This window comes from Streptomyces sp. NPDC094448 (assembly GCF_044763775.1).
Classification (GTDB): domain Bacteria; phylum Actinomycetota; class Actinomycetes; order Streptomycetales; family Streptomycetaceae; genus Streptomyces.
On record NZ_JBIWGU010000002.1, the window covers coordinates 38,366 to 63,000 of the forward strand.

The following is a 24,635-nucleotide window of genomic DNA, read 5'->3' on the forward strand; positions in this document are numbered from 1 at the left end:
GGAGGGCACGGGCGGGTGGAGCGCAGGACGATCGGCGCGGCGGCGTTGCGGGTGGGTGCGGTGGGGCTGGGGTGTATGCCGATGAGCTGGGCGTACACCGCTTCGCAGCGGCGTGGGGACCAGTCCGTACGGACGGTTCACACGGCACTGGACGCGGGGTCCACCCTGCTGGACACGGCCGATATGTACGGCCCGTTCACCAATGAGCTGTTGATCGGCCGGGCTCTGAGGGAGCGCCGGGCGGACGCTTTCGTATCGACCAAGGTCGGGCTGCTGGTCGGCGACGGGCACGTGGTGGCCAACGGGCGTCCCGGATATGTCCGCAGGGCCTGTGACGCGTCGCTGCGGCGGCTCCAGACCGATGTGATCGACCTCTACCAGCTGCACCGGCCCGATCCGGAGGTGCCGGTCGACGAGACCTGGGGCGCGATGGCGGAGCTGGTGACCGCCGGGAAGGTGCGGGCGCTCGGGTTGTGCGCGGCGGATGCACGGGCGGCGTACGGGTTCCGGCGCGGTGCGGTGCCCGGTGACCCGTACGAGGGCACGATCCGGCTGCTGGAACGGCTCCAGCAGGTGTTCCCGGTCGGCGCGGTCCAGGCGGAGCTGTCGGTCTGGTCGCCGGAGGCGCTGGTCAAACTGCTGCCGTGGTGCGAGACGCGCGGGGTCGGATTTCTGGCCGCGCGGCCGCTGGGCAGCGGCTTTCTGACGGGCACGCTCACTCCTGGCGGCGGCTTCGAGCCGGACGATCCGCGGGCCCGCCACCCGCGCTTCACGGCGGAGATGATGGCGGCCAACCAGCCGCTGGTGGCCGGGCTGCGGCGGATAGCCGGACGGCACGGGCCGGGGGTGACCCCGGCGCAGGTGGCACTGGCGTGGGTGCTGGCGCGGGGGCGGCACGTGGTGCCCGTACCGGGGGCGAAGCGGGAGCGGTGGGCGCTGGAGAACGCCGGTGCGGTGGGGGTACGGCTCACGGAACGCGACGAGGCGGAGATCCGGGGGCTGCCGGCGGCCCTGGGGTCCTGGGACTGACCCTCCCGGGCCGGTGGGGTGAGGGGGCGGCGGGCCCGGACCCGGGCGACCGGGGGTAGTCGGGGCCGGTCGGGGGCTGTGAGGAAAAAGGGGGAGGCGATCGGGAACCCCGGAGGCGCGGGCGGTGTAGGAAAGGTAGTCACCCGCTCCGCTGGAGCCCGTCGAAGGGATTGGAATCGTGCGACGTGCTGGTGTGAGGACCGCGCTGGCCGCGGCCGTGCTGCTGGCGGGCACCGCCTGCTCCTCATCGGGCGGCATTCCGGCGGACGGTCTGAAGGGACGCGCGACCGGATCCCCGGACGCCTCGTCACCGGGTGCGGCCGCGAGCGCCTCTCCGTCCGGCCCCCCGGCCAAGGGGTCGGCGACCGTGGTCGCGACGGTCGCGACGGGGCTGAAGTCGCCGTGGGGCGCGGTCGCTCTGCCGGACGGCGATCTGCTGGTCGCCTCGCGCGACCAAGGGACGATCGGCCGGGTCGACGCGGAGACGGGGAAGGTGACCGAGATCGGTTCGGTGCCCGGTGTCGCGGCCAGCGGCGAGGGCGGACTGCTCGGTCTGGCGCTCTCGCCCTCCTTCGCCGCGGACCGCCGCGTCTACGCCTACTTCACCACCGAGTCCGACAATCGGATCGCCCGTCTCCGGTACGACGAGCGCAGACCTGCGGGCCAGCAGCTCGACGCCCCCGACACCATCCTGCGGGACATCCCCAAGGGCGTCGTGCACAACGGCGGACGGATCGCCTTCGGCCCCGACAAGATGCTGTACGCGGGCACGGGCGAGATCGGGGAGACGGGTCTCGCGCAGGACCCGGAGTCCCTGGGCGGCAAGATTCTCCGGATGACTCCCGACGGGCGGCCCGCCCCGGGCAATCCGACTCCCGGATCGCTGGTCTATTCGCTGGGCCACCGCAATGTGCAGGGCCTGGCCTGGGACGACGACAAACGGCTCTGGGCCTCCGAGTTCGGGCAGAAGACCTGGGACGAGCTGAATCTGATCCGGCCCGGGAAGAACTACGGCTGGCCGAAGGCCGAAGGCAAGTCCGGTGACCCGGCGTTCGTCGACCCGGTCGCCCAGTGGAAGACGGACGAGGCGTCTCCGAGCGGGCTCGCCTACGCCCGGGGTTCGCTCTGGATGGCCGGGCTCCGGGGTGAGCGGCTCTGGCGCATCCCTCTCGCCGGAGCGGAACCCTCCGCCGATCCCCAGGCGTTCTTCGAAGAGAAGTACGGCCGGCTGCGCACCGTTCTGGCGACGGACGGTGGCCGGCTGATGCTGATCACCAGTGAGACGGACGGCCGGGGTTCACCGGAGTCGGGGGACGATCGCGTGCTGAGACTGGAGGTGCGCTGACAGCGGTCGGTACGGGCATCGAGCGTGACCCGTGCAGCGGTATCCGCCGGCCCGGCGGAACAGGCACGGACGGGCAGGGGAGCCCGGCAGCCCGGGCCCGGACCGCCAGGGCCCGGACCGCCAGGGCCCGCCGCCGTCCCACTGAGGCGGCCGCTGAGAGGCGTCCGTGCCGCGCAGGCCGGGCCGCGCAGGCCGGGCCGCGCAGGCCGGGCCGCGCAGGCCGGGCCCCGGGCGACGCCGCGGTCCGGGGCCGGACCGGCGTCCTCCGGGACCGCCTCCGGAGACGGGGGCACGCCACCGGTACCGGGCCCAAGTCAGGCTCAGGGTCAGGGTCAGGGTCAGGTCACCGGTACCGGGTCCGAGTCAGGGTCAGGGTCAGGGTCAGGGTCAGGGTCAGGGTCAGGCCACCGGTACCGGCTCCGGCTCGGGCTCCGGCGGGAAGAGGCGGAGCCGGTGGGCCACCGCCGCCGCTTCGCCGCGGCCCGATACACCCAGCTTCCCCAGGATGTTGGAGACATGGACACTTGCCGTCTTCGGGGAGATGTACAGCTCCTCGGCGATCTGACGGTTGCTGCGGCCCGCGGCGACCAGCCGGAGGACGTCCTCCTCGCGGGGTGTGAGGCCCAGCAGCGGCCCGGGAGCGGGAGCACCGCCCGGCGGTCCGGCGGGCTGCTCCGGGGAGAGGCCGATCCGGGCGCGCTGGGCGAGCAGGGCGATATCCTCGGTGAGCGGGCGCGCGCCGAGTTCGGCGGCCGTGCGGGCGGCGGCCCGCAGCAGCTGCCCGGCCCGGTCGCGGTCCGCGGGCAGCAGGGCCTCGGCCCAGCGGTGGCGGACCATCGCCAGTCCGTAGGGGAAGCCGGCCTCCTCGAAGGCCGTGGCCGCCTCCTCCCAGTCGCCGGGGGTGTCCTCGCCCCGGGCGCGGCGCACCTCGGCGCGGACCCAGCGGTCATGGCCCGTCCAGAGGGGGACGGTGGCGGCGAGTCCCCGGGCCAGTGAGCCGATCCGGCCGAGGCTCTCCTCCCGGCCCTCGTCGGCGGCGGGCAGCCCGCGCGCATCGGCCTCCGCCGTGGCCGCGGCCCGCAGCAGCGGCCAGGCGTAGCGGTAGGACCCGGCCGGAAACCCCTCCCCGGGGATGTCCGGGAACGCGGCTCGGGCGTCCGCGATCCGGACCTCCGCCGCGGCGACTCCGATCTCGACCAGGCCGAGGGCGAGCGCGCTCTGCGGGGTCGGGCCTTCGGTGCCGAAATGGTCCCGGGCCTCCCTGATCAGGGAGCGCGCGGCGGCGAGGTCGCCCCGGCCGAGCCCCAGCAGGGCGAGGACGAAGGCGGCCCAGCCGCGGGGCTTGGGCCCCTTGCCGACCTCCAGGGCCTGTTCGGCCGCGGCTCGCCCCTCGTCCCAGCGGCCCAGCGTGTAGTAGGACTCGGCGAGATTGCCCAGTACCCACGCCTCGGAACTCAGCAGCCCGTGGCGGGAGGCAATCTTCAGCCCCTCCTCCAGCAGGGCGACGGCGTCCGCGGAGCGCCCGACGCTCTCCAGGACGTACGGCAGGTTCACATGGCTGGAGGCGATCAGCCTGGGAATACCGCGTTCCAGGGCGCGGTCCTTGACCGCGTACATCTCGGCGAGGCCCTCCTCGATATGCCCGGCGTCGGTGAGGAATCCACCGAGGGAGAGCCGGGCCGACAGCTCGGTCTCCTCGTCACCGACCATCCGGGCGTACTCCACGGCCCGTTCGGCGGTGGCGAGACCGTCGTGTCCCGGCGCATGGACCCGGCACCAGTGCGCGACCTCCGCGAGTACCTGGGCGTGCACCGCCGACGGCGGCAGCCCGCGCACCAGCTCCTGGGCCTCGTCCAGCTCCGCCCAGCCGTTGCCCCGGCCGACCGCCGAGACCAGGCTCGACCGCTGGACGCAGAACCAGGCGGCCCGCAGCGGATCGCCCTCGTCGAGCGCCAGCCGCTGCCCCCGCCGGGCGGTCTTCAGCGCCCGCTCGCGGTCCCGGCCGAGCTTCCCCGCGACGGTGGCCTCCGCCATCAGGTCCAGGAAGCGCAGGGGCGTGGTCTCGGGGTCGCAGCCGCACGGCGGATACGCCTCCGCGTAGTCGACGGGCCGCAGTTCGGCCCGGATGGCGGCCGGTACGGAGTCCCACAGCTCCATCGCCCGCTCCAGCAGCCACGACTGCTCCGAGTAGGCGTGACGGCGGCGGGCCTCGACGGCCGCGCCGAGCACGGCGGGCAGTGCCTTCGCCGCATCGTGCGCGTGGTACCAGTAACCGGCGAGCCGCATGGCCCGCTCCTCGTCCGCGACCAGCGCCGGATCGGCCTCCAGGGCCAGCGCATAGGCCCGGTTGAGCCGGGAACGCTCCGGCGGCAGCAGATCGTCGCTGACGGCCTCCCGTGCCAGGGAGTGCCGGAAGCGGTATCCGGTGCCGTCGGCCGTGGGCTGGAGGATACGGGCCTCGACACCGGCCCGCAGCGCCTCGATCAGATCGTCCTCGGGGAGTCCCGCGACGGCGAGCAGCAGTCCGTACTCCACGGTGGAGCCGCCTTCGGCGAGGATCCGCACCACCCGCTGGGCCCGTTCGGGCAGCGCCTCGACCCGGACCAGCAGAATGTCGCGGAGGGAGTCGGGCAGTCCGCAGGGGCTGCCCTGGGCGAAACTGCGGGCCAGCTCCTCGACGAAGAAGGCGTTGCCGTCCGAGCGTTCGAAGATGCTGTCCACCATCTTGGGCTCGGGCTCGGCGGCGAGTATCCCGGTGAGCTGGCGCCGTACCTCCGCCCGGTTGAACCGGGTGAGTTCGATGCGCTGCACGGTCCGGGTCCGCTCCAGCTCCGCGAGGAACGGCCGCAGGGGGTGGCGGCGGTGGATGTCGTCGGAGCGGTACGTCACCAGGAAGAGGATCCTGCCCCGGCGCAGCGCGCGGGTGAGATAGGTGATCAGATGGCGGGTGGACGCGTCCGCCCAGTGCAAGTCCTCCAGGACGAGGACGACCGTGCGCTCCGCGGAGATCCGTTCCAGCAGCCGGGTCGTCAGCTCGAAGAGCCGGGCCAGCTCCTCGTCGCCGTGGCGGCCGCCCTCGGTGCGCGGGGCCTCGCCGAGTTCGGGCAGCAGCCGGGCCAGTTCCTGTTCATGGCCGGCGGCCGCGGCGGCCATCTCCTCGGGCATCAGCCTGCGCAGGGAGCGCAGCGCGGCGGAGAAGGGGGCGAACGGCAGTCCGTCGGCGCCGATCTCGATACAGCCGCCGACGGCGACGGCCGCTCCCCTGCGGCAGGACTCCTCCCACAGCTCCTCGACGAGCCGGGTCTTGCCGACGCCCGCCTCACCGCCGACGAGCAGGGCCTGGGGATCTCCGCCGGGCGGCCCTCCGCCCTCCCCGGCGGCACGGCTCAGCGCGCCGGTGAGCAGCGAGAACTCACCGGCGCGTCCTACGAACACCGGACTGACGTACCTGGTCTCCACGCCGCCGAGCATCGCACATTCGTCCGATACGGAGTCACCCCCGGTGGGCTGCCCTGTGGACGGCCTTCCGGGGGTGGCGTTGCGCCCGGTCACCGGACGGCCGCTCAGGCGGCGACGGTGAATCGGACGGCCCCTGTCACCCGGCCCTCCTCGTCCTTGGCGGCCTGTCTGGCCGCGCGGCGGGCGCGGCGGGCGAGCCGGTGCTCGTTCGCCCGGCGGATCAGCTCCTCGCGGCGCAGTGCCGATGCCTGGAGGGCGGGGTGGGTGTGGAAGAGGTGATCGGACACGGGGTGCTCCCTCGGCGGGTGGCGGTTCCGGCGGTTTTCCGCCGTGCCACTACTCTCCGGTCCCAGCCGGTGCCGCCGCATGGGGCGACTGCGGTATCCCCGGGCGCCGTACGCCTTAGAAGGGCCCTTGCCGCCCCGGGCCGAGGGGGTCCCGGGCCTAAGCACCCCCTCAGAAGCACCCCTCAGCGCTCCTCAGCTCTCCTCGGGCCCTCTCGGGTTTTCTCGGGTCTTCTCGGGTCTTCTCAGCCGGCGGCCGGGGACCCGGTGGCGGCCGCCCGGGCGGAGGGTGCCGGGCGGAGAAAGGGCGTGGTGGTGGCCAGCGCCCGGAAGCCCAGGCGTTGCAGGATCGGGCGGCTCCGGGGGCTCGCGTCGACCTGGAGCCAGCGGTAGCCCCGGGCCGCGGCGGTCCCGGCGCGGTGGGCGACGACGGCGCGGTAGATGCCCCGGCCGCGCCAGTCGGGGTGGGTGCCGCCGCCCCACAGGCTCGCGAACCCGGTGCCGGGGTGGAGTTCCATCCGGGCCGCACAGACGGGTACGTCCCCGGCGAGCACCAGCGTCAGCACCGCGGTGTCCCGGCCCAGTTGCCCCAGGAGCTGCTCGCGCATCCCGTGGGGGGACCCGCCGAAGGCGGCCCGGTGGACCCGGTCCATCAGCTCCACGCCCTCGGGGTCGGTGACCTCGACGAGACGTACGCCGTCGGGGAGGACGGCCGCCCGGGGCAGCCCCGCGACGGAGGCGACCATGAGGGTCTCCTCGTCCTCCGGGGCGAAGCCCGCGGCGAGCAGCCGGCCGGCGAGGTCGGCGGGCCGGTCGTGGGAGTAGAGCTTCCACTCGGCTGCCACCCCGAGGGCCTCGAAGTGGGCGGCCTGGGCGGCGATCGCCGCGTCGGCGGTGGTCTCGTCGAGCGCCGACCAGAGGATGCCGTTCCAGTCGGGTCCGGTCCTCCGTACGACGCCCCCGACGCGTTCGATCCGGCAGCCCGGGGTGTCGTCGACGGCGTCCCGGCGCATCCGGCGGTCGAAGAGGTCGAGGAGGGCGGCCGGATCGAGGTCCCGGTCGGCGCCGGTGCCCCCGCCAGGACCCGCATCCGTATCCGTACCCGCATCCGTGTCCGTACCCGCATCCGTGTCCGTACCCGTATCCGTACCGGTGCCGGGGTCCGTACGGCCGTCCCCCCGCGGGTGGCGGGTGCGGTCGGCGGGACGTGCCGCCTCCGCCGCCGCGACGCCGCCGCGATCGGTGCGATGGGCAGGATCGGTGCGATCGGTGCGATCGGTGCGGCCTGGGGGGTCGGTGGGGTCGGTACGCGTCATCCGCCCATTGCAGCACCGGACCGGCCGCCCCTCCACCGGGTTTACCGGGACGGACCCGCTCAGCCCTCCGTCGTCGCCTTCCCGGCGCGCAGTTCGCGCCACTCCGGAGCGAGCACCGACCACACCTCCATGTCGTACCGCTCGCCGCGGTGGACGAAGGATTCGCGGAGCACGCCGTCCCGCTGCATCCCCAGCCGCCGGGCGACGTTCACACTGGCCGTGTTCACGGACGCGGCGACCCATTCGACGCGGTGCATACCGCGCACGTCGACGGCCCAGTCGAAGAGGATCCGCGCGGCCTGGGTCACCAGCCCGCGCCCGACCGCCGCGGGCTCCAGCCAGCAGCCGGCCTCGCAGGCGCCCGTACCGGTGTCGAGGGAGACGAAGAGCACCCCGCCGACGAGGGTCCCGTCCAGCCAGATGCCGAAGATCCGGCCGCCGTCGGCCGCCTGCCGGTCCGCGTACCGCTGGAGCAGCGTCCGGGCGCCCGCCAGGTCCTTGGCGGCGTCGGCGAAGCCGATGTACCGGCCGATGTAGTCCCGCCCCCGGTCGACATGGGCGAGAAACTCCTCGGCCTGCCACGGCTCCAGGGGCCGCAGTTCGGCCGTCTCGCCGTCCCGGGGCTCAAGGGGTATCGCAAACATGGTCATCCATTCCCTCGTGATACGTCGTGCGGGGCGCCCGTATGCGCGCCGTGAACCGGGCGCGCGGCCTGCCGCCCCGCTCCGGCCTGCGCATCCGACTGCCCGGGGATCTTCGCACGGTGGCCGGGATCGTGCCCCTCGATAGTGATGCGGGGCAGCACCCGGGCCAGCCACCCCGGCAGCCACCAGTTGGCGCCGCCCAGCAGGTGCATCAGCGCGGGCACCAGCAGGGTCCGCAGGACGAAGGCGTCCAGTGCGACCGCGACGGCGAGCGCGATGCCGAACATGGCGATCACCCGTTCGCCGCTGAGGACGAAGGCGAGGAAGACCGAGATCATGATCACCGCGGCGGAGTTGATGACCCGGCCGGTCTCGGCGAGTCCGACCCGTACCGCCCGCCGGTTGTCGCCGGTCTCCAGCCACTCCTCGTACATCCGGCTGACCAGGAAGACCTGGTAGTCCATGGAGAGGCCGAAGAGCACCGAAACCATGATCACGGGCAGGAAGGGTTCGATGGGTCCGGCCCGGCCGAGCCCCAGCAGTTCGCTGCCCCAGCCCCACTGGAAGACGGCCACGACCACGCCGAAGGACGAGGCGACGGCCGCCACGTTCATCGCGGCGGCCTTCAGCGGGATCCCGACGGACCGGAAGGCGAGAAGCAGCAGCAGACAGCCGAAGGTGACGACCGCACCCACGAAGAGCGGCAGTTTGCCGACGATGACCTCGGCGAAGTCGTCGTATCCGGCGGTCACCCCGCCGACCAGGACGGACAGGGACGTTCCTGCGGTCGCCCGGGGCAGCAGATCCGTGCGGAGCCGGTCGACCAGTTCGCTGGTGGCCTTCGACTGCGGGGCCGAGTCCGGGACGACGGTGAGGACCGCCGTACCGCCGTTTCCGCTGTACGCGACCGGGCCCGCCGACGCCACCCCCCGCGCGCCCCGCAGCGCCTCCGGCAGCCGGTCCATGGCCGCCCGGTCGGCGCCGCCGTCGATCCGGGCGACCAGTGTCAGGGGGCCGTTGACGCCGGGGCCGAAGCCGCCGCCCTCGCCCTGTCCCGGGCCGCCGTGGGCCAGCAGGTCATAGGCCTGGCGGGTGGTCGAGGACGCCGGGTTGTTGCCCTGGTCGGAGGTGCCGAGATGGAGGGAGAAAGCGGGCAGGGCCAGTACCGCCATCACCACCAGCGCCACGGCCCCCAGCAGCTTGGGGCGGCGCTCCACGAAGACCGCCCAGCGGGCCGCGAAGCCGGTGGGCAGCTCCGGACGGGGACCGTGCTCGGCGAGCTGCCGCCGTTCGCGTCCGCTCAGGGCCCGGGGTCCGATGTACGACAGCAGGGCGGGCAGCAGGGTCACGGAGGCGGCCACGGTCAGGACGACGGTCAGCGCGGCGGCTATCGCGACGCCGTTGAGGAAGCCCAGCCTGAGTATCAGCATGCCGAGCAGGGCGATGCAGACGGTCGCCCCGGCGAAGACGACGGCCCGGCCGGTGGTGGCGACGGCGTTCCGCGCCGCCTCGGCGACGGGCAGCCCGGACCGCAGTCCCCTGCGGTGGCGGGTGACGATGAAGAGCGCGTAGTCGATGCCGACGCCGAGGCCGATGAGCATGCCCAGCATGGGGGCGAAGTCCGCCACTGTCATGACATGGCCGAGCAGGACGGTGCCTGCGTACGCCGTGCCCACGGACACCAGCGCGGTGGCTATGGGCAGCAGGCTGGCGGCGAGGGAGCCGAAGGCGAGGAAGAGCACCACCGCGGCGACGGCGACTCCGACGGCCTCCGCCAGATGCCCGGGGGACGATTCGGTGAGCCCGGCGGCGGGGCCGCCGGCCTCGACCAGGAGGCCGTCTCCCGACGCGGCTTCGGCGGCCTTCAGCACCTGGGTGATCTGGGAGCGGGGCAGATCGCCCGCGGGCCGGTCGAAGACGATCCCGGCGTAGGCCGTACGGCCGTCGGGGCTGATCCGGTCCGCTCCTTCGGCGGCGTACGGGCTGTTGACGGCGGCCACGCCGTCGAGACCGGAGATCTCGTCGAGCAGACCGGACATCCGCTCCCGGACGGCGGGGGCGCGGACACTGCCGCTTTCGCTGTGCCAGACGACGGTGTCGCCCTCGCCGGTCGAGCCGGGGAAGCCCTCCTCGACGAGCGCGGCGGCCCGGCTCGATTCGGTGCCGGGGACGTCGTAATCGGTGGAGTACGCGGTTCCGGCGACGGCGGCGGCCGCGGCGACGCCCGCGAAGGCGGTGAGCCAGAGGAGGACGGCGGCGAGACGGTGCGTGATGCACCACCGGGCGATGGCTGCCAACGGACGTGCTCCCTGGTGGTTCGTGGATCTTTGGCCGGGAGTGGGAACAGCCCGCAAAGAACGCGAAGAAGCTCACAGAAGTCCGGGCGGGGCAACGGCCCTGCCCTTGAGGGCACTCTGCCAGCCAATCGTGATCGTTTGCCCCTTTGGGGTACTTTTCGTGGGCTTCCTCACAGCACCGGCCGTCCCTGACCGCGTCCTGACCGCTCCCGGGCCCCTCCCGGGCTCTTCCTCGGCCCCTCCGCAGTGGCTGTCGAGGCCTCTCCTCGGCGCTCTTCCGGCAGGCTGCGGGGAGGTTCCCTTCCCCGGGGTACGGCGCCGGTGCCCACCCGCCCCCGCGGCGGCGACGGTGAACGGCGGGGCACGCGGTGCCCGTTGAACCGGGGCGCGGCGGCACCGCTGTCGGCGGCGGCTGGCACGATGGGTGCTATGGAGACCACGGGGGGCCACCAGCTGATCCGGGACCCGGGCACGGCCGCCGCGTTCGCCCGTGCGCTGCACGAGACGCCGGGGGAGTTCATCGGCCGCGATCCGGTGCCGGTGCTCTCCTTCGAGCCGGGTGCGTCGCTCCGGGACCGCCGGGAGGCCTTCGGCGCGGTGTACGGGGCGATTGTGGCGCGTACCGGTGAGCCGACGCTCCACGGGGGTTCGGCGCGCGGGCCCGACATCCGCTGGCGCGACCCCCGGCGGACGGTGCTGCTGAGCGGTGCGGGGACCTGGGCCCTGCTGTCCGTCCACGACACCGACGTGCTGGAAGCGGCCGAGCGGCGCTCGTTCGACTGGGGTGGCGCCTGGTCCCCGGCCGAACCGCACGGCGTCGGACTGCTGCCGTATCTGTGGCGCCTCGACCGCAACGGTCCGGGCGAGCCCCCGGCCGACTATCCGGCCGGGCGGCCGGTCGCCGGGCTCGACCACTTCGCGAGCGCCCTGGAACTGCTGCTCGCCGCCTGGGTGGAGCAGCTCCCGGTGCAGGTGGGCGACGACTGGGCCGCGTTCACCCTGACCAGTTCGGCGGACCGGGGCCGCCGGTTCCATCTCTCGTACGCCCGCGGGGACGGCCTGCTCGTCTCCGTCGACGACCGGGACGGCGGGGACTCCCCGGAGCGCGGCGACGTGATGCGCTCCCGCGGCTGGCACTCCCACGACCGCGGCTGGTGGCAGGCGGAGTTCCCCGATCCGGACCGCCCCCAGACCGCCGAGGCGGCCAGAACCGTCCTCGCCGAGCTGTACGCCCGCGGCACCTCGGCCCCGTCCCAGCTCCGGGTCCGCGACGCGAGCTGCCGCGACCGCGGCACGCTCCTCCTCCCGGGCCTGGGCATCCGCACCTGACGGGCCCGCCCGGGTCCGGCCCCGCCGCACGGGGCGCGGGCACGGCCCGCTGCCTGCGGGCGGACAGCGCGCCCCGCCCGCACCGTCGCACCGCCGGTACGGCCCCGCCTCCCCGAGCCCCGGGACGACCCGCGCACCTGGGAATCGGACCGGGGCCACCACGGACCCGGACACCTGCGGCCCGGCGGACCGGACACCAGCGAATCCCGGCACGGGCGGGGCTCGGCGGGCCTGCGGGCCCGGCTCGGGCACGGCCGGGCCCGGGGGCCCCGGGCCCGGCCCCCGCGGGTCCCGGCACGGGCCGGGCCCGGCGAGCCTGCGCCCGGCAAGCCCACGGGCTCGGCACCAGCGGATCCCAGCACAGGCGCGGGCCCGCGGGCCCGGCAGGGCCGGGACCCGGGCATGGGCCCGGGGGGCCTGCGGGCTCGGACGGGCTCGGGCCCGCGGGGCCGGCACGGGCGCGGGCCTGCCGGGCCGGCACGGGCCGGCGCCGTACCCCCGCTCGCCCAGCGGCAGGCGAAAGGGCGGACCCTGAGCGGGACCGCCCTTCTCCTCCGCGGGAAAGCCGCTCCGGCGCGGCAGCGACCGTCAGCCCTCGGTCACACCGAGCCGGTCGAGGATCAGCTCCTTGACCCGGGCCGCGTCCGCCTGGCCGCGGGTGGCCTTCATGACCGCACCCACCAGGGCACCGACCGCCGCCACCTTGCCGCCGCGGATCTTCTCCGCGATCGCCGCGTTTCCGGCGATGGCGTCGTCGACGGCCTGTCCGAGCGCGCCGTCGTCGGAGACGACCTTCAGACCGCGCTTCTCGACGACCGCGTCCGGGTCGCCCTCGCCCGCGAGCACGCCCTCGATGACCTGGCGCGCCAGCTTGTCGTTGAGGTCACCGGCGGCGACCAGCGCGGCCACCCGGGCGACCTGCGCCGGGGAGATCGGCAGCTCGTCCAGGGCCCGGCCCGACTCGTTGGCGTTCCGGGCCAGCTCGCCCATCCACCACTTGCGCGCCTGGTCCGAAGGGGCGCCCGCGTCCGCCGTGGCCACGATCAGCTCGACCGCGCCCGCGTTCAGGATGGACTGCATATCGTGCTCGGAGACACCCCACTCCTCACGGAGCCGGTTGCGGCGCAGCCGCGGCAGCTCGGGCAGGGTGCCCCGCAGTTCCTCGACCCACTCCCGGGCCGGAGCGACCGGCACCAGATCGGGCTCGGGGAAGTAGCGGTAGTCCTCCGCCTCCTCCTTCACCCGGCCCGAGGTGGTGGAGCCGTCGTCCTCGTGGAAGTGCCGGGTCTCCTGGATGATCGTCCCGCCCGCTTCCAGTACGGCGGCGTGCCGCTGGATCTCGAACCGGGCGGCCCGCTCGACCGAGCGCAGCGAGTTGACGTTCTTGGTCTCCGAGCGGGTGCCGAAGACGGAGGTGCCCTTGGGCATCAGCGACAGATTGACGTCGCAGCGCATCTGGCCCATCTCCATACGCGCCTCGGAGACCCCGAGGGCGCGGATCAGCTCGCGCAGCTCCGCGACGTACGCACGGGCGACCTCGGGGGCCCGCTCGCCGGCACCGGTGATCGGCTTGGTGACGATCTCGATGAGCGGGATACCGGCCCGGTTGTAGTCGAGCAGCGAGTGGGACGCGCCGTGGATCCGGCCGGTGGCCCCGCCGACGTGCGTCGACTTGCCGGTGTCCTCCTCCATATGGGCGCGTTCGATCTCCACGCGGAAGACCTCGCCGTCCTCCAGCTGGACGTCCAGATAGCCGTTGAAGGCGATCGGCTCGTCGTACTGGGAGGTCTGGAAGTTCTTCGGCATATCCGGATAGAAGTAGTTCTTCCGGGCGAATCGGCACCATTCGGCGATCTCGCAGTTGAGTGCGAGGCCGATCTTGACGGCCGACTCGACCCCGATCGCGTTGACGACCGGGAGGGAGCCGGGCAGGCCGAGACAGGTGGGGCAGGTCTGCGTATTGGGCTCGGCGCCGAGCTGGGTCGAGCAGCCGCAGAACATCTTGGTCTTCGTACCCAGCTCGACATGGACCTCAAGGCCCATGACGGGGTCGAACGCGGCGAGGGCCGCGTCGTACGAGACCAGTTCGGTGATGGTCACAGGAGAAACTTTCCCTCTCAGCCCAGCAGGACGTCGTCGTCGCCGATGCGCTTCAGCTCGCGCACCAGCAGGGCGATGCCGGTGACGATGGCGGCGCCGGTGATCACGGCGTCCACCAGGCGCAGCGTGTCGTGCTCGTCGCGGGCGCTCCGCACCTGCTTGACGACGCCGAGCACGCCGAACGCCGTGGTGCCGATGGACAGGTACGTGCCCGCCTTCGACTTCTTGAAGCCCTTGGCCTTACTGAATGCGCTCACAGCGACGGTGCCTCCTCCAGCAGTGGGTGTCCCCACCTTTCCACGAACGCGGCCTCGACGGCGGCGCCGACCTGGTAGAGGCGCTCGTCCTTCATCGCCGGGGCGATGATCTGGAGGCCGACCGGCAGACCGTCCTCGGGGGCCAGTCCGCACGGCAGGGACATCGCGGCGTTTCCGGCCAGGTTGGTCGGAATGGTGCACAGATCCGCGAGGTACATGGCCATCGGGTCGTCGGCGCGCTCCCCGATCGGGAACGCGGTCGTCGGCGTGGTCGGCGAGACGATCACGTCGACCTGCTCGAACGCCTTCTCGAAGTCCTGGGTGATCAGGGTGCGGACCTTCTGGGCGCTGCCGTAGTACGCGTCGTAGTAGCCGGAGCTGAGCGCGTACGTACCGAGCATGATCCGGCGCTTGACCTCGTCGCCGAAGCCCGCCTCACGGGTGAGCGCGGTGACCTCCTCGGCCGACTTCGTCCCGTCGTCGCCGACGCGGAGCCCGTAGCGCATGGCGTCGAAGCGGGCCAGGTTGGAGGAGCACTCGGACGGCGCGATCAGGTAGTACGCCGAGAGGGCGAGGTCGAAGGAGGGGCAGTCCAGCTCGACGATCTCGGCGCCCAGCTCCTTGAGGAGGGCGACGGACTCGTCGAAGCGCTGGACGACCCCGGCCTGGTAGCCCTCGCCGCGGAACTGCTTGACCACGCCGACGCGCATCCCCGCGACGCTGCCGTTGCGGGCGGCCTCGACGACCGGGGGCACCGGGGCGTCGATGGAGGTGGAGTCCAGCGGGTCGTGGCCCGCGATGACCTCGTGGAGCAGGGCCGCGTCCAGCACCGTACGGGCACAGGGGCCGCCCTGGTCCAGCGAGGAGGAGAAGGCGACCATGCCGTAGCGGGAGACCCCGCCGTAGGTGGGCTTGACGCCGACCGTGCCGGTGACGGCGGCGGGCTGGCGGATGGAACCGCCGGTGTCCGTGCCGATGGCCAGCGGGGCCTGGTAGGCGGCGAGCGCGGCGCTGGAGCCGCCGCCGGAGCCGCCGGGGATCCGGGTGAGGTCCCACGGGTTGCCGGTCGGGCCGTAGGCGCTGTTCTCGGTCGACGAGCCCATGGCGAACTCGTCCATGTTCGTCTTGCCGAGGATGACGACGTCCGCTTCCTTCAGCCTGCGCGTGAGGGTGGCGTCGTACGGCGGGATCCAGCCTTCGAGGATCTTGGAACCGACGGTGGTCGGGATGCCCTCGGTGGTGAAGATGTCCTTCAGGGCCAGCGGGACGCCCGCGAGGGGGCCGAGCTTCTCCCCGGCAGCCCGCTTGGCGTCGACCGCGCGGGCCTGGGCGAGCGCACCCTCCCGGTCCACGTGCAGAAAGGCGTTGACCTTCTCGTCGACCGCGTCGATCCGGGCCAGATGGGCCTCGGTGACCTCGACGGCCGTCAGTTCGCCGGAGGCGATCTTCGCGGCGATCTCGGCCGCGGTGAGCTTGATGATGTCCGTCATGACGTTCCTAGTCCTCCCCCAGGATCTGCGGCACCTTGAAACGCTGCTGCTCCTGGGCGGGGGCGCCGGAGAGCGCCTGCGCGGGCGTGAGCGACGGACGGACCTCGTCCGCGCGCATGACGTTCGTCAGCGGCAGCGGATGGGAGGTCGGGGGTACGTCCTGGTCGGCGACCTCGGCGACACGGGCTACCGCGCCGATGATGTCGTCCAGCTGACCTGCGAAGTGGTCGAGTTCTTCGCCGGACAACTCCAGACGTGCCAGCCGGGCGAGGTGGGCGACCTCCTCGCGCGTGATGCCAGGCATGCGGAGATCCTCATCAGGGTGAGTGTGGGTGTTTGGCCCAATCCTATGGGTCGGCGCCCCATGCTCACGAAACGGTTTGACGGGCATCGCGTGAGCCGGCTGTCTCCCCGGCCGGACACCGCGGCACACCCGGGCTGCCGGGGGCCGGCCGAGCGCCCCGCCGGCCCGGTGGCGCCGGGTCCCCGGCACAGGTCCCCGGCGCGGGTCTACGGCGCAGGTCTGCGGCGCGGGTCTACGGCGCCAGGGGCTCGCCGGGGCGCCGGCCCGCGTTCGCGGCCGCCGGGGCCTCGGCGGGGGGCTGGGCGGGCGGCGGGGCCGCCGGGTCGGCGGTATCGCGCTGGCGGTGCCAGCCGCGCTCGCCTCGGGCCCGCAGCCAGGCCGTGGTCTCGTGCGGCGGCATCGCCGCGGCCACCAGCCAGCCCTGTACGGCGTCACAGCCCAGGTCCCGCAGCCGCTCCCAGGTCTCGTCGTCCTCGACGCCCTCCGCGACGACGAGCAGCCCCAGGGAGTGCGCGAGGTCGACCGTGCAGCGGACGATCTCCGCGTCCTGGGTGTCGACGGCGAGCCGGGCCACGAACGAACGGTCGATCTTCAGCTCGCTGACCGGGAGCCGGCGCAGATGGACCAGGGAGGAGTAGCCGGTGCCGAAGTCGTCCAGGGACATCCGCACCCCGTGGTCGGTGAGCCCGGCGAGGGTGTCCGCGGCCCGCTGGGGATCCTCCAGGAGCACATGCTCCGTTATCTCCAGCTGGAGCGCCCCGGGAGGCACTCCGTGGCAGGCGAGGCGCGCGGCGACGAAACCCGCGAACCCGGGGCTGTGGACGTCGCGCGGCGAGACGTTGACGGCGACGGGGACCTTCAGCCCCTGGGCCCGCCACTTGGCCACCTGCGCGAGCGCGGTGTCGAGGACGTACTCCGTGAGGTGCGGCATCAGACCGGAGGACTCGGCGATCGCGATGAACTCGTCGGGCGGGACCCGCCCCCGCTCGGGATGGACCCAGCGGACCAGCGCCTCCAGTCCGGCGACATGGCCGTCGAAGCGGACCTTGGGCTGGTAGTGGAGTTCCACTTCGCGGGCGTCCAGGGCCCGGCGCAGATCACCGAGGAGCCCCAGCCGGTCGGGCGTGTTGCTGTCCCTTTTGGACTCGTACACCTCGACGCCGGTCCGGTCCCGCTTGGCCTGGTACATCGCGACGTCGGCGCGGCGCAGCAGGCCTTCCGCGTCCCGCGCGTGGTCGGGGAAGACGGCGACCCCGGCGCTCGCCTCCAGCACGAGCGTGAGCCCGTCGAGGTCGAGCGGGGAGGACAGCTCCGCGGCGAGCTGCCGGGCGACCCGCTGGGCGCTGGTGATGGAGTCCGTCGCCGGCAGCAGCACCGCGAACTCGTCGCCGCCGAGCCGGGCCGCCTCGGCCCCGCGGGGCAGCGCGGGACGGAGCCGCTGCGCTATCTGGAGGAGCAGCCGGTCACCGGCGAGATGACCGAGGGTGTCGTTGACGGAGCGGAAGCGGTCGAGGTCGATCAGGACGAGGGCGGCCCGGGAACCGCTGCTCTCCGCGTCCTCCAGTGCGGTCCACGTCCGCTCCAGCAGCCACTGCCGGTTCGGCAGGCCGGTCAGCGGGTCCCGGAGCTGTTCCTCGGCCCGCAGCCGGGCGATCCGGAGCGCGGAGTCCAGGGCGATCAGCGGCACCGCGAACAGCGGCAGCAGCAGGGGCCGGGCGACGGCGACCACGCAGACGAGGGGGGCGATGCCCAGCAGGGCGACGGCGAGCAGACCCTGGCGGAGCAGGGCCGTCCTGGCGACGGTGGGCACCCCCGGCATCCCCTGGACCTGCGGGATCCGCGCATACCACAGCAGCAGCCGGGTGACGGCGAGATAGGCGGTGGCCGCGAGGACCACTTCCACCGCGGCCCCGATCCCCCAGTCAAGCGGTGACCAGGGGGTTTCCACGCTGGGTTGACGGCCGAGCAGGGCGAGCACGAACCCCGCGGCGCCGACGCCGAGGACATCGGCCGCGCCGTGGAGCAGACCGGGCCGCCGCCGGTTGCGCCGGACCGCGCCGACCAGCCCGACGACGGCGAGGCTGACCAGTACGGCCGGGACCCAGCCGTAGAGGAGGAGCACGGCGAGGGTGAGCGCGGCGCCGGAGCCCGTACCGCCCCACGAGCGGTCCCGGCCGAGGGCGACGAGATGGCCGACGACGATTCCGGTGAGGACCGCGAGGGACCAGCCCGCGGTGGAGCCGGGGAAGAGCGCCCGGCCGTCCCGCACGGCGGCGAAGACCCCGGCGCAGACGACGATCCCGGCACCGGCCACGGTGGCCGCGGGCAGTCCGGGCGACAGACCCGCCGGACCCCCCGACAGGGCGGCGATCCCCCGCAGCCTCGGGACCGGGGCGGCGCTCTCGGTCGGTTCCATTCCCGTCCCTCTCACAGCCGGCGGTGCCGATCGTTACGCGATGGTTCCGGTGATTCCCGTGGAACCCGTTCTCATGCCACGACGACTGAAATCCCATCACTCGGCCGTGCACGACAGGCGCACCTCTCAACAGTAGGGCGCGGCGGGCACCGACGAGCGGCGCTCTCCTGCTCTTGCCCGAATGCGACCGGGTCACCCTTATCCATCTGCTATGCGCTGAACGGGTGACTGTTACCGGTCGTTCCTGCCGTGTGCGGAACGTCTTGTTCTCACCGGGTGCGCCCGGTGCGTCCGGGGGTGAGCGCCCGGCGCGCGCCCCCGGCCCGCGCCCCGTATCACGCCTCTTGCGGCACGGCAGCCTCACGAGCCTCATCGGGCCCCTGCTCCAGGAGGACGACGAAGCCGCCCTCGTCCAGAACAGGGACCTTGAGCTGCATCGCCTTGTCGTACTTGGAGCCGGGGTTCTCCCCGACCACCACGAACGCCGTCTTCTTGGAAACGGATCCGGTCACTTTCGCGCCGAGTCTCTGGAGGGCTTCTTTCGCGCCATCCCTGGTGTAGTTCTCCAGGGTTCCGGTGACGACGACGGTCAGGCCTTCGAGGGGCCGCGGGCCCTGCTCCTCGTCGGCGCCCTCCTCCTCCATCCGCACCCCGGCCGCCCGCCACTTGCGGAGGATCTCCTGGTGCCACTCCTCCGCGAACCACTGCTTGAGGGAGGCCGCGATGATCGCCCCGACGCCCTCGGTGGCGGCCAGCTCCTCCTCACCGGCCTGCTCGATACGGTCGATCGACCGGAACTCCCGGGCGAGCGCCTCCGCCGCGACCGGGCCGACATGGCGGATCGACAGTCCGGTGAGGATCCGGGCGAGCGGCCGCTGCTTGGCCGCCTCGATGCTCTCCAGCAGCGCCAGGGTGTTCTTCTTGGCCTCGCCCTGCTGGTTGGCGAAGACGGTGGCGGTCTTCTCCTCCCCCGTCTTCGGGTCCCGCTTGGGGAGACCGCTGTCCTGGTCGAGGACGTACGCCACGATCGGCAGCAGCTGCTCGACCCCGAGGCCGAACAGATCGCCCTCGTCCTTCAGCGGCGGCTCGGCCGGTTCCAGGGGTCTGGTGAGGGCAGCGGCCGTCACATAGCCGAAGTGGTCGATGTCGAGGGCCTTGCGGCCCGCGAGGTAGAACAGCCGCTCCCGCAGCTGGGCCGGGCAGGAACGGGCGTTGGGACAGCGCAGATCGACATCGCCCTCCTTCATGGGGCGCAGCGCCGTACCGCACTCGGGGCATTCGGCGGGCATCACGAACTCCCGCTCCGAGCCGTCCCGGAGGTCGGCGACCGGGCCGAGGATCTCCGGGATGACGTCACCGGCCTTGCGCAGCACGACCGTATCGCCGATGAGGACGCCCTTGGCCCGCACCACGTCCTGGTTGTGGAGGGTGGCGAACTCGACCTCGGACCCGGCCACCTTCACCGGTTCGACCTGGGCGTAGGGCGTGACCCGCCCGGTGCGGCCCACTCCGACGCGGATGTTGACGAGCTTGGTGTTGACCTCCTCCGGCGGATACTTCCAGGCGATGGCCCAGCGGGGCGCGCGCGAGGTGGAGCCCAGCCGCCCCTGGAGCGGGATCTCGTCGAGCTTGACGACGACGCCGTCGATCTCGTGCTCCATGGAGTGGCGGTTCTTGCCGTAGTGCGCGATGAACTCGCGGACGCCGTCGAGGGAGTCGACGACCTTGTTGTGGCGGGCGGTCGGCAGGCCCCATTCGTGCAGCAGTTCGTAGGCGTGGGAGAGGCAGTCGATGGTGAAGCCGTCCCGGGCGCCGATGCCGTGGACCACCATGTGCAGCGGCAGGGTCGCGGTGACCCGGGGGTCCTTCTGCCGCAGCGAACCGGAGGCGGAGTTGCGGGGGTTGGCGTACGGCTGCTCCCCGGCGGCGACCCGGCGGGCGTTCAGCTCCTCGAAGGCGTCCATCGGGAAGTAGACCTCGCCGCGGATCTCCACCAGCTCGGGGACCCGGTCCCCGCTGAGCCGCTCGGGGATATCGGCGATGGTGCGGATATTGGGCGTGATGTCCTCGCCGACGCGGCCGTCGCCGCGGGTCGCCGCGCGGACCAGCTTCCCCTTCTCGTACGTCAGGTTGACGGCGAGCCCGTCGACCTTCAGTTCGCAGAGGAAGTGGAAGTCGGGGGTGCCGGCGTCACGGGCGATCCGCTCGGCCCAGGCCGCCAGCTCCTCCTCGTCGAAGGCGTTGTCGAGGGAGAGCATCCGCTCCCGGTGTTCGACCTTCGCCAGGTCCGTCTCATAGGCGCCGGCCACCTTCTGGGTCGGCGAGTCGGGGGTCCGCAGCGCCGGATACCGCTCCTCCAGCGCCTCCAGGGACCGCATCAGTGCGTCGAACTCCCCGTCGCTGACGACGGGCTGGTCCTTCACGTAGTACCGGAAGCGGTGCTCGTCGATCTCCCCGGCGAGCCGCGCGTGCTCCTCGCGCGCCTGCGCGGGCAGGCCGGCGCCCTCCTGCACCTCCGCCAGGGCCGTACCCTCCCGCGAGGCGTCCTCTGCGCCGCCGTCCGCGGGCTGCTGCGTCCGCTCGATGCCCGTCACCGTCGTGTCCTCCCGATTCGCCGGCTCTGGCCGGTCACCCGTCACGCTGCGCGCGGCCGCCCCCGGCACCCCCGATCCGTCACTCAGGGTGGTCCGCGAGCGAACGCGCTGCCCGGACGCAGTGGGCGAGAGCGGTCCGGGCGTACGCCTGTGAGGCACCCGCCAGACCACAGGTCGGGGTGATGACCACGGAATCGCTCAGCGTCCCCGGATTCAGCCCCAACCTGCGCCACAGCGTCCTGACACCCATGACGCTACCTGCCGGGTCCGACAATCCGGTGTCGGTGGAGGGCACGACGCCCGCGAAGAGTGTCGTACCGCCTTCCACCGCTTCACCGATCGCCTCCTCGTCACGCTCGGTGAGGAGCCCGAAGTCGAGGGAGATACCCGCGGCACCGGCCCGGCGCAGCAGGGCGACGGGGACGTCCGGGGCGCAGGAGTGGACCAGGACGGTCTCGTCCCCGATCACCTCGCGCAGACCGGCCTCCACGAGCTGCCGGTCCACGGCCCGGTGGGTGCGGTAGCCGCTGGCGGTACGGACCCGGCCGCGCAGTACGGCGGTGAGGGAGGGTTCGTCGAGCTGGAGCACGACCCGGGCGCCCGGGATCCGGCGGCGCACCTCCGCCAGATGCGCCCGGAGCCCTTCCGCCAGTGAGCCGGTGATATCGCGGCAGGCACCGGGGTCGCCGAGCGCGGACTCGCCATTGCGCAGCTCCAGCGCGGCGGCGAGCGTCCAGGGGCCGACGGCCTGCACCTTGAGCGTCCCCTCGTACTCCTGGGTGAACTCCTCCAGGGCGTCGAGGTCCTCGCCCAGCCAGGAGCGGGCCCGCCGGGTGTCCCGGCCGGGGCGGTCGCCGACCCGCCAGCCGCTGGGTTCGACATGGGCGTACATCTCGACGAGCAGCCCGAGGGTCCGGCCGATCATGTCGGCGCCGGGGCCGCGGGCGGGCAGCTCGGGCAGATGGGGGAAGTCCTCGAAGGACCCGGTGACGGTCTTCGCCGCCTCGCGGGCGTCGCCGCCGGGCAGGGATCCCACTCCGGTGGCGGCGCCCCGGGGGAACGCGCTCTTGTCGCTGACTCCGGAACTCTTCTCACTCACCCCGGAAGGGTACGTGCCCGCGCGGGACGGGCCCGCCCCGGACCTGCGCCGGGACGGGCGGGGACGGGCGGGGGCGGGCCGGGGCCGGGGGTGAGCGGCCGGGACGGGCCGGGGCGGTGGTTCAGCGGCCGGGACGGACGGTCAGGTCGTTGATCTCGGCGTCCCGGGGCAGGTCGATCGCGGTCAGGACCGTGGTGGCCACCGATTCCGGGGCGATCCAGCGGTCGGGGTCGTACTCCCGCCCCTCCTGGGAGTGGACCTTCGCCTGCATGGGGCTGCTGGTGCGGCCGGGGTAGACGGAGGTCACCCGGACGCCGTTGCCGTGCTCCTCGGCGCGCAGCGAGTCGGCGAGGGCCTTCAGTCCGTGCTTGGAGGCGGCGTACGCGCCCCACTCGGCGTGCGCGGTGAGCCCGGCGCCGGAGTTCACGAAGACGACGTGCCCCTGGGTGACGCGCAGTTGCGGCAGGAAGTGCCGGGTCAGTTCGGCCGGGGCGATCAGATTGGTGTTGAGCTGGTGGTGCCAGGCCTTGGGGGTGAGTTCGCCGACCGGGCCGAGGTCGACGACGCCCGCGATGTGCAGCAGGGTGTCGATGCGGTCCGGCACCTCCTGGTGCGACAGCGCCCAGGAGATGCGGTCGGGATCGGAGAGATCGGCCACAAGGGCGCGTGCGCCGGGGTAACGGGACGCGATCTCGCGGGCGCGCCCGGCGTCGCGGGCCAGCAGGACGAGTTCGTCGCCGCGGTCGTGGAGCCGCTGGGCGACGGCGGCGCCGATGCCCGAGCCGGCCCCGGTGATCAGGTGCGTGGTCATGCGGTCATGCTCGCACTCCGCCGACGGGCCCGGCCACCGGCACCGGTGCGGGCCCGTGCGGCTGCCTGCCGGAGCGGTTCCGTGCCTCTGCCCGACCCGGCGGCCGGTCCCGTAGGTCCGGCGCGCGGGCCCGGTTCCGTACCCCTGCCGCAGGCGGCCGGTTCTGTACGCCGGGCGCAGCGGCTGCTTCCGTACGCCGGGGGGTGACGGCCGGGTTCGTACGCCGGGGGGTGACAGCCGGGTTCGTACGCCGGGTGGGGCGATCGGTTCCGTAGGCGCGTCGTGGCGGCCGCCGCCTTACGCCCGCTCGTCAGCGGCCGAGTGCCTCTTCCAGGTACGCGAGCGCGGAGACCGGCTCCTCGGCGAAGAACACCAGATCGGCCAGGGGCACCGGCAGGAACCCTTCCGACTCCATGCGGTGGAACTGGGTCTTCAGCCCGTCGTAGAAACCCGCGGTATTCAGCAGCACCACCGGCTTGTTCTGACGGCCGTGCTTCTTCAGCTCCAGGATCTCCGTCGCCTCGTCGAGGGTTCCGGTACCGCCCACCATGACCACCACGGCGTCGGCCTTCGCCAGCAGCAGCGCCTTCCGCTCGGCCAGGTCCCGGGCGATCACCATCTCATCGGCACCGGCCCGCGCGGTGGCGGCCAGGAAGTCGACCGAGACCCCGACAAGCCGCCCGCCCGTCTCCTGGACACCGTCGGCGACGACCTTCATCAGTCCGCTCTCGGAGCCGCCCCAGACCAGGGTGTGGCCCCCCTTGCCGAGCAGTTCGGCGAACTCGCGCGCCGGACGGGTGTACCGCTCGTCGAGATCGGCCGCGGAGAGGAAGACGCAGATTCTCATGGCGTCACGGTACGGGACGCCCCGGCGCGGCCCTCCCCCCGCTCCCGGAGCACCCCGATCGACAGGCCCGCCAACCGGCAAATGCCCTGATACCGGGCACCGGTAGGGGCTCGTCGAAGAAGGCGCGGAAAAACTTCCCGCGCAGCGATGAGTCGGGCGCCGCCGCCCGGTCAGCACTCGCATGGACAAGACGATCCGGACGCTCGAACGGGCGCGGTCGGCGGACGGGACACTCCTGGCGTACGAGCGGCGCGGCGACGGCCCCCCGCTGGTACTGGTGGGCGGCGCCCTGGCCACCGCGGCGAGCGATGCGCCGCTGGCCGAACTGCTGGCGGCGCGCTTCACCGTCCTCACCTACGACCGGCGCGGGCGGGGCGGCAGCGAAGACCGCGCGGGATACGCCGTGGAGCGGGAGATCGAAGATCTGGCCGCCGTGATCGAAGCGGCGGGCGGCAGGGCCCGGGTGCACGGTACGGCGTCGGGGGGCGCGCTGGCGCTGCGGGCGGCGGCCGCGGGCGTACCCGTGGCTCATCTGTCGGTGTACCAGCCGCCGTACGACCCGGCGGTACGACCCGGGTGTGCGCCGGGCGCGCATGTGGCCCGTACCCGGGAGCTGGTGGCCCGGGGGCAGGCGGGGGCCGCGCTGGCACTCCACCTCCGCAGGACCGGGACACCGGACCAGCTCGTGGCGCGGATGCGCAGCTCTCCCGTGTGGTCCGGGCTGGAGGCGGTGGCGCACACCCTGCCGTACGACGACGCGGTCACGGGCGACGGCTCGGTGCCGCACCACCTGTTGCAGCAGGTGCCGGTACGGGTGATGGTCGCGGACGGCGGGGCGAGTCCCGGGCCGGTGCGCGAGGCGGCGAAGCTGGTGGCCGAGGCGCTCCCGCGGGGCCGCCACCGGACGCTGACGGGGCAGACGGACGAGGTGTCGCCCTATGTGCTCGCACCCGTCCTGGAGACGTTCTTCGCGCCCTGAGACCGGGCCCGGCCGGGCAGCGGGTCTCCCCCGGT

General features: G+C 73.4%; 18 protein-coding genes. 4 read left to right on the forward strand and 14 right to left on the reverse strand.

Features of this window, described 5'->3' with window-relative positions:
- The first annotated feature begins 15 nt into the window (after positions 1-15).
- A complete protein-coding gene (locus ACIQ9E_RS03715) occupies positions 16-1,029 on the forward strand; it encodes an aldo/keto reductase (RefSeq protein ID WP_403701454.1) in 1,014 nt (337 codons plus the stop codon).
- Positions 1,030-1,207: 178 nt separating this feature from the next.
- Complete coding sequence (locus ACIQ9E_RS03720; protein WP_403701457.1) at positions 1,208-2,374, forward strand: PQQ-dependent sugar dehydrogenase; 1,167 nt, start codon at positions 1,208-1,210, stop codon at positions 2,372-2,374.
- 399 nt (positions 2,375-2,773) lie between these two features.
- Here ACIQ9E_RS03720 and ACIQ9E_RS03725 read toward each other — a convergent pair whose 3' ends face one another.
- The 5 genes from ACIQ9E_RS03725 to ACIQ9E_RS03745 all read right to left on the reverse strand — a co-directional run bounded on the left by ACIQ9E_RS03725 (position 2,774) and on the right by ACIQ9E_RS03745 (position 10,374).
- Positions 2,774-5,845, reverse strand: coding sequence for an AAA family ATPase (locus ACIQ9E_RS03725; RefSeq protein ID WP_403701460.1), 3,072 nt, complete (start codon positions 5,843-5,845; stop codon positions 2,774-2,776).
- Positions 5,846-5,937: 92 nt separating this feature from the next.
- Positions 5,938-6,120, reverse strand: coding sequence for a hypothetical protein (locus ACIQ9E_RS03730; protein ID WP_366255284.1), 183 nt, complete (start codon positions 6,118-6,120; stop codon positions 5,938-5,940).
- A 242-nt stretch (positions 6,121-6,362) separates the two neighbouring features.
- Positions 6,363-7,130, reverse strand: a complete 768-nt coding sequence (locus ACIQ9E_RS03735) for a GNAT family N-acetyltransferase (RefSeq protein ID WP_403702865.1) — start codon at positions 7,128-7,130, stop codon at positions 6,363-6,365.
- A gap of 362 nt (positions 7,131-7,492) precedes the next feature.
- On the reverse strand, positions 7,493-8,077 hold the full coding sequence (locus tag ACIQ9E_RS03740; RefSeq protein ID WP_403701463.1) for a GNAT family N-acetyltransferase: 585 nt from the start codon (positions 8,075-8,077) through the stop codon (positions 7,493-7,495).
- 2 nt (positions 8,078-8,079) lie between these two features.
- On the reverse strand, positions 8,080-10,374 hold the full coding sequence (locus ACIQ9E_RS03745; protein WP_403701466.1) for an MMPL family transporter: 2,295 nt from the start codon (positions 10,372-10,374) through the stop codon (positions 8,080-8,082).
- A 429-nt stretch (positions 10,375-10,803) separates the two neighbouring features.
- Here ACIQ9E_RS03745 and ACIQ9E_RS03750 point away from each other — a divergent pair, with 429 nt between their 5' ends.
- On the forward strand, positions 10,804-11,703 hold the full coding sequence (locus ACIQ9E_RS03750; RefSeq protein ID WP_403701469.1) for a hypothetical protein: 900 nt from the start codon (positions 10,804-10,806) through the stop codon (positions 11,701-11,703).
- A 588-nt stretch (positions 11,704-12,291) separates the two neighbouring features.
- Here the strand turns inward: ACIQ9E_RS03750 and gatB are convergent.
- The 9 genes from gatB to ACIQ9E_RS03795 all read right to left on the reverse strand — a co-directional run bounded on the left by gatB (position 12,292) and on the right by ACIQ9E_RS03795 (position 23,621).
- A complete protein-coding gene (gene gatB / locus ACIQ9E_RS03755; RefSeq protein ID WP_403701472.1) occupies positions 12,292-13,803 on the reverse strand; it encodes an Asp-tRNA(Asn)/Glu-tRNA(Gln) amidotransferase subunit GatB in 1,512 nt (503 codons plus the stop codon).
- A 17-nt stretch (positions 13,804-13,820) separates the two neighbouring features.
- Positions 13,821-14,060 (reverse strand): hypothetical protein, encoded by a 240-nt coding sequence (locus ACIQ9E_RS03760; protein WP_006346408.1) that lies wholly within the window; start codon positions 14,058-14,060, stop codon positions 13,821-13,823.
- Positions 14,057-15,550: an Asp-tRNA(Asn)/Glu-tRNA(Gln) amidotransferase subunit GatA gene (gatA, locus tag ACIQ9E_RS03765; protein ID WP_403701475.1), complete on the reverse strand. Its 1,494-nt coding sequence runs from the start codon at positions 15,548-15,550 to the stop codon at positions 14,057-14,059. The genes ACIQ9E_RS03760 and gatA overlap by 4 nt, the downstream gene beginning before the upstream one ends.
- A 7-nt stretch (positions 15,551-15,557) precedes the next feature.
- Positions 15,558-15,854, reverse strand: coding sequence for an Asp-tRNA(Asn)/Glu-tRNA(Gln) amidotransferase subunit GatC (gene gatC / locus ACIQ9E_RS03770; protein WP_006346410.1), 297 nt, complete (start codon positions 15,852-15,854; stop codon positions 15,558-15,560).
- A 232-nt stretch (positions 15,855-16,086) separates the two neighbouring features.
- A complete protein-coding gene (locus tag ACIQ9E_RS03775; RefSeq protein ID WP_403701479.1) occupies positions 16,087-18,270 on the reverse strand; it encodes a putative bifunctional diguanylate cyclase/phosphodiesterase in 2,184 nt (727 codons plus the stop codon).
- Positions 18,271-18,605: 335 nt separating this feature from the next.
- Entirely contained in the window at positions 18,606-20,792 is a 2,187-nt protein-coding gene (gene ligA, locus ACIQ9E_RS03780) for an NAD-dependent DNA ligase LigA (RefSeq protein ID WP_403702868.1), read from the reverse strand.
- Between the two features lie 151 nt (positions 20,793-20,943).
- Positions 20,944-21,963 (reverse strand): methionine synthase, encoded by a 1,020-nt coding sequence (locus tag ACIQ9E_RS03785; RefSeq protein WP_403701482.1) that lies wholly within the window; start codon positions 21,961-21,963, stop codon positions 20,944-20,946.
- Positions 21,964-22,084: 121 nt separating this feature from the next.
- A complete protein-coding gene (locus ACIQ9E_RS03790; RefSeq protein ID WP_403701485.1) occupies positions 22,085-22,774 on the reverse strand; it encodes an SDR family oxidoreductase in 690 nt (229 codons plus the stop codon).
- Between the two features lie 310 nt (positions 22,775-23,084).
- Entirely contained in the window at positions 23,085-23,621 is a 537-nt protein-coding gene (locus ACIQ9E_RS03795) for a TIGR00730 family Rossman fold protein (protein WP_403701488.1), read from the reverse strand.
- Between the two features lie 181 nt (positions 23,622-23,802).
- On the opposite strand from ACIQ9E_RS03795, the gene ACIQ9E_RS03800 reads away from it, so the two are divergent.
- Positions 23,803-24,600, forward strand: coding sequence for an alpha/beta fold hydrolase (locus ACIQ9E_RS03800; protein WP_403701490.1), 798 nt, complete (start codon positions 23,803-23,805; stop codon positions 24,598-24,600).
- Positions 24,601-24,635: the final 35 nt, after the last annotated feature.

What these genes read in the sequence shown, in the direction of transcription:
- ACIQ9E_RS03725 (WP_403701460.1), bottom strand. Translation starts at nt 5,845, where the DNA reads ATGCTCGGCGGCGTGGAGACCAGGTACGTCAGTCCGGTGTTCGTAGGA.
- ACIQ9E_RS03735 (WP_403702865.1), bottom strand. Translation starts at nt 7,130, where the DNA reads ATGCGCCGGGACGCCGTCGACGACACCCCGGGCTGCCGGATCGAACGC.
- ACIQ9E_RS03740 (WP_403701463.1), bottom strand. Translation starts at nt 8,077, where the DNA reads ATGTTTGCGATACCCCTTGAGCCCCGGGACGGCGAGACGGCCGAACTG.
- ACIQ9E_RS03750 (WP_403701469.1), top strand. Translation starts at nt 10,804, where the DNA reads ATGGAGACCACGGGGGGCCACCAGCTGATCCGGGACCCGGGCACGGCC.
- gatA (WP_403701475.1), bottom strand. Translation starts at nt 15,550, where the DNA reads ATGACGGACATCATCAAGCTCACCGCGGCCGAGATCGCCGCGAAGATC.
- gatC (WP_006346410.1), bottom strand. Translation starts at nt 15,854, where the DNA reads ATGCCTGGCATCACGCGCGAGGAGGTCGCCCACCTCGCCCGGCTGGCA.
- ACIQ9E_RS03775 (WP_403701479.1), bottom strand. Translation starts at nt 18,270, where the DNA reads ATGGAACCGACCGAGAGCGCCGCCCCGGTCCCGAGGCTGCGGGGGATC.
- ACIQ9E_RS03790 (WP_403701485.1), bottom strand. Translation starts at nt 22,774, where the DNA reads ATGACCACGCACCTGATCACCGGGGCCGGCTCGGGCATCGGCGCCGCC.
- ACIQ9E_RS03795 (WP_403701488.1), bottom strand. Translation starts at nt 23,621, where the DNA reads ATGAGAATCTGCGTCTTCCTCTCCGCGGCCGATCTCGACGAGCGGTAC.
- ACIQ9E_RS03800 (WP_403701490.1), top strand. Translation starts at nt 23,803, where the DNA reads ATGGACAAGACGATCCGGACGCTCGAACGGGCGCGGTCGGCGGACGGG.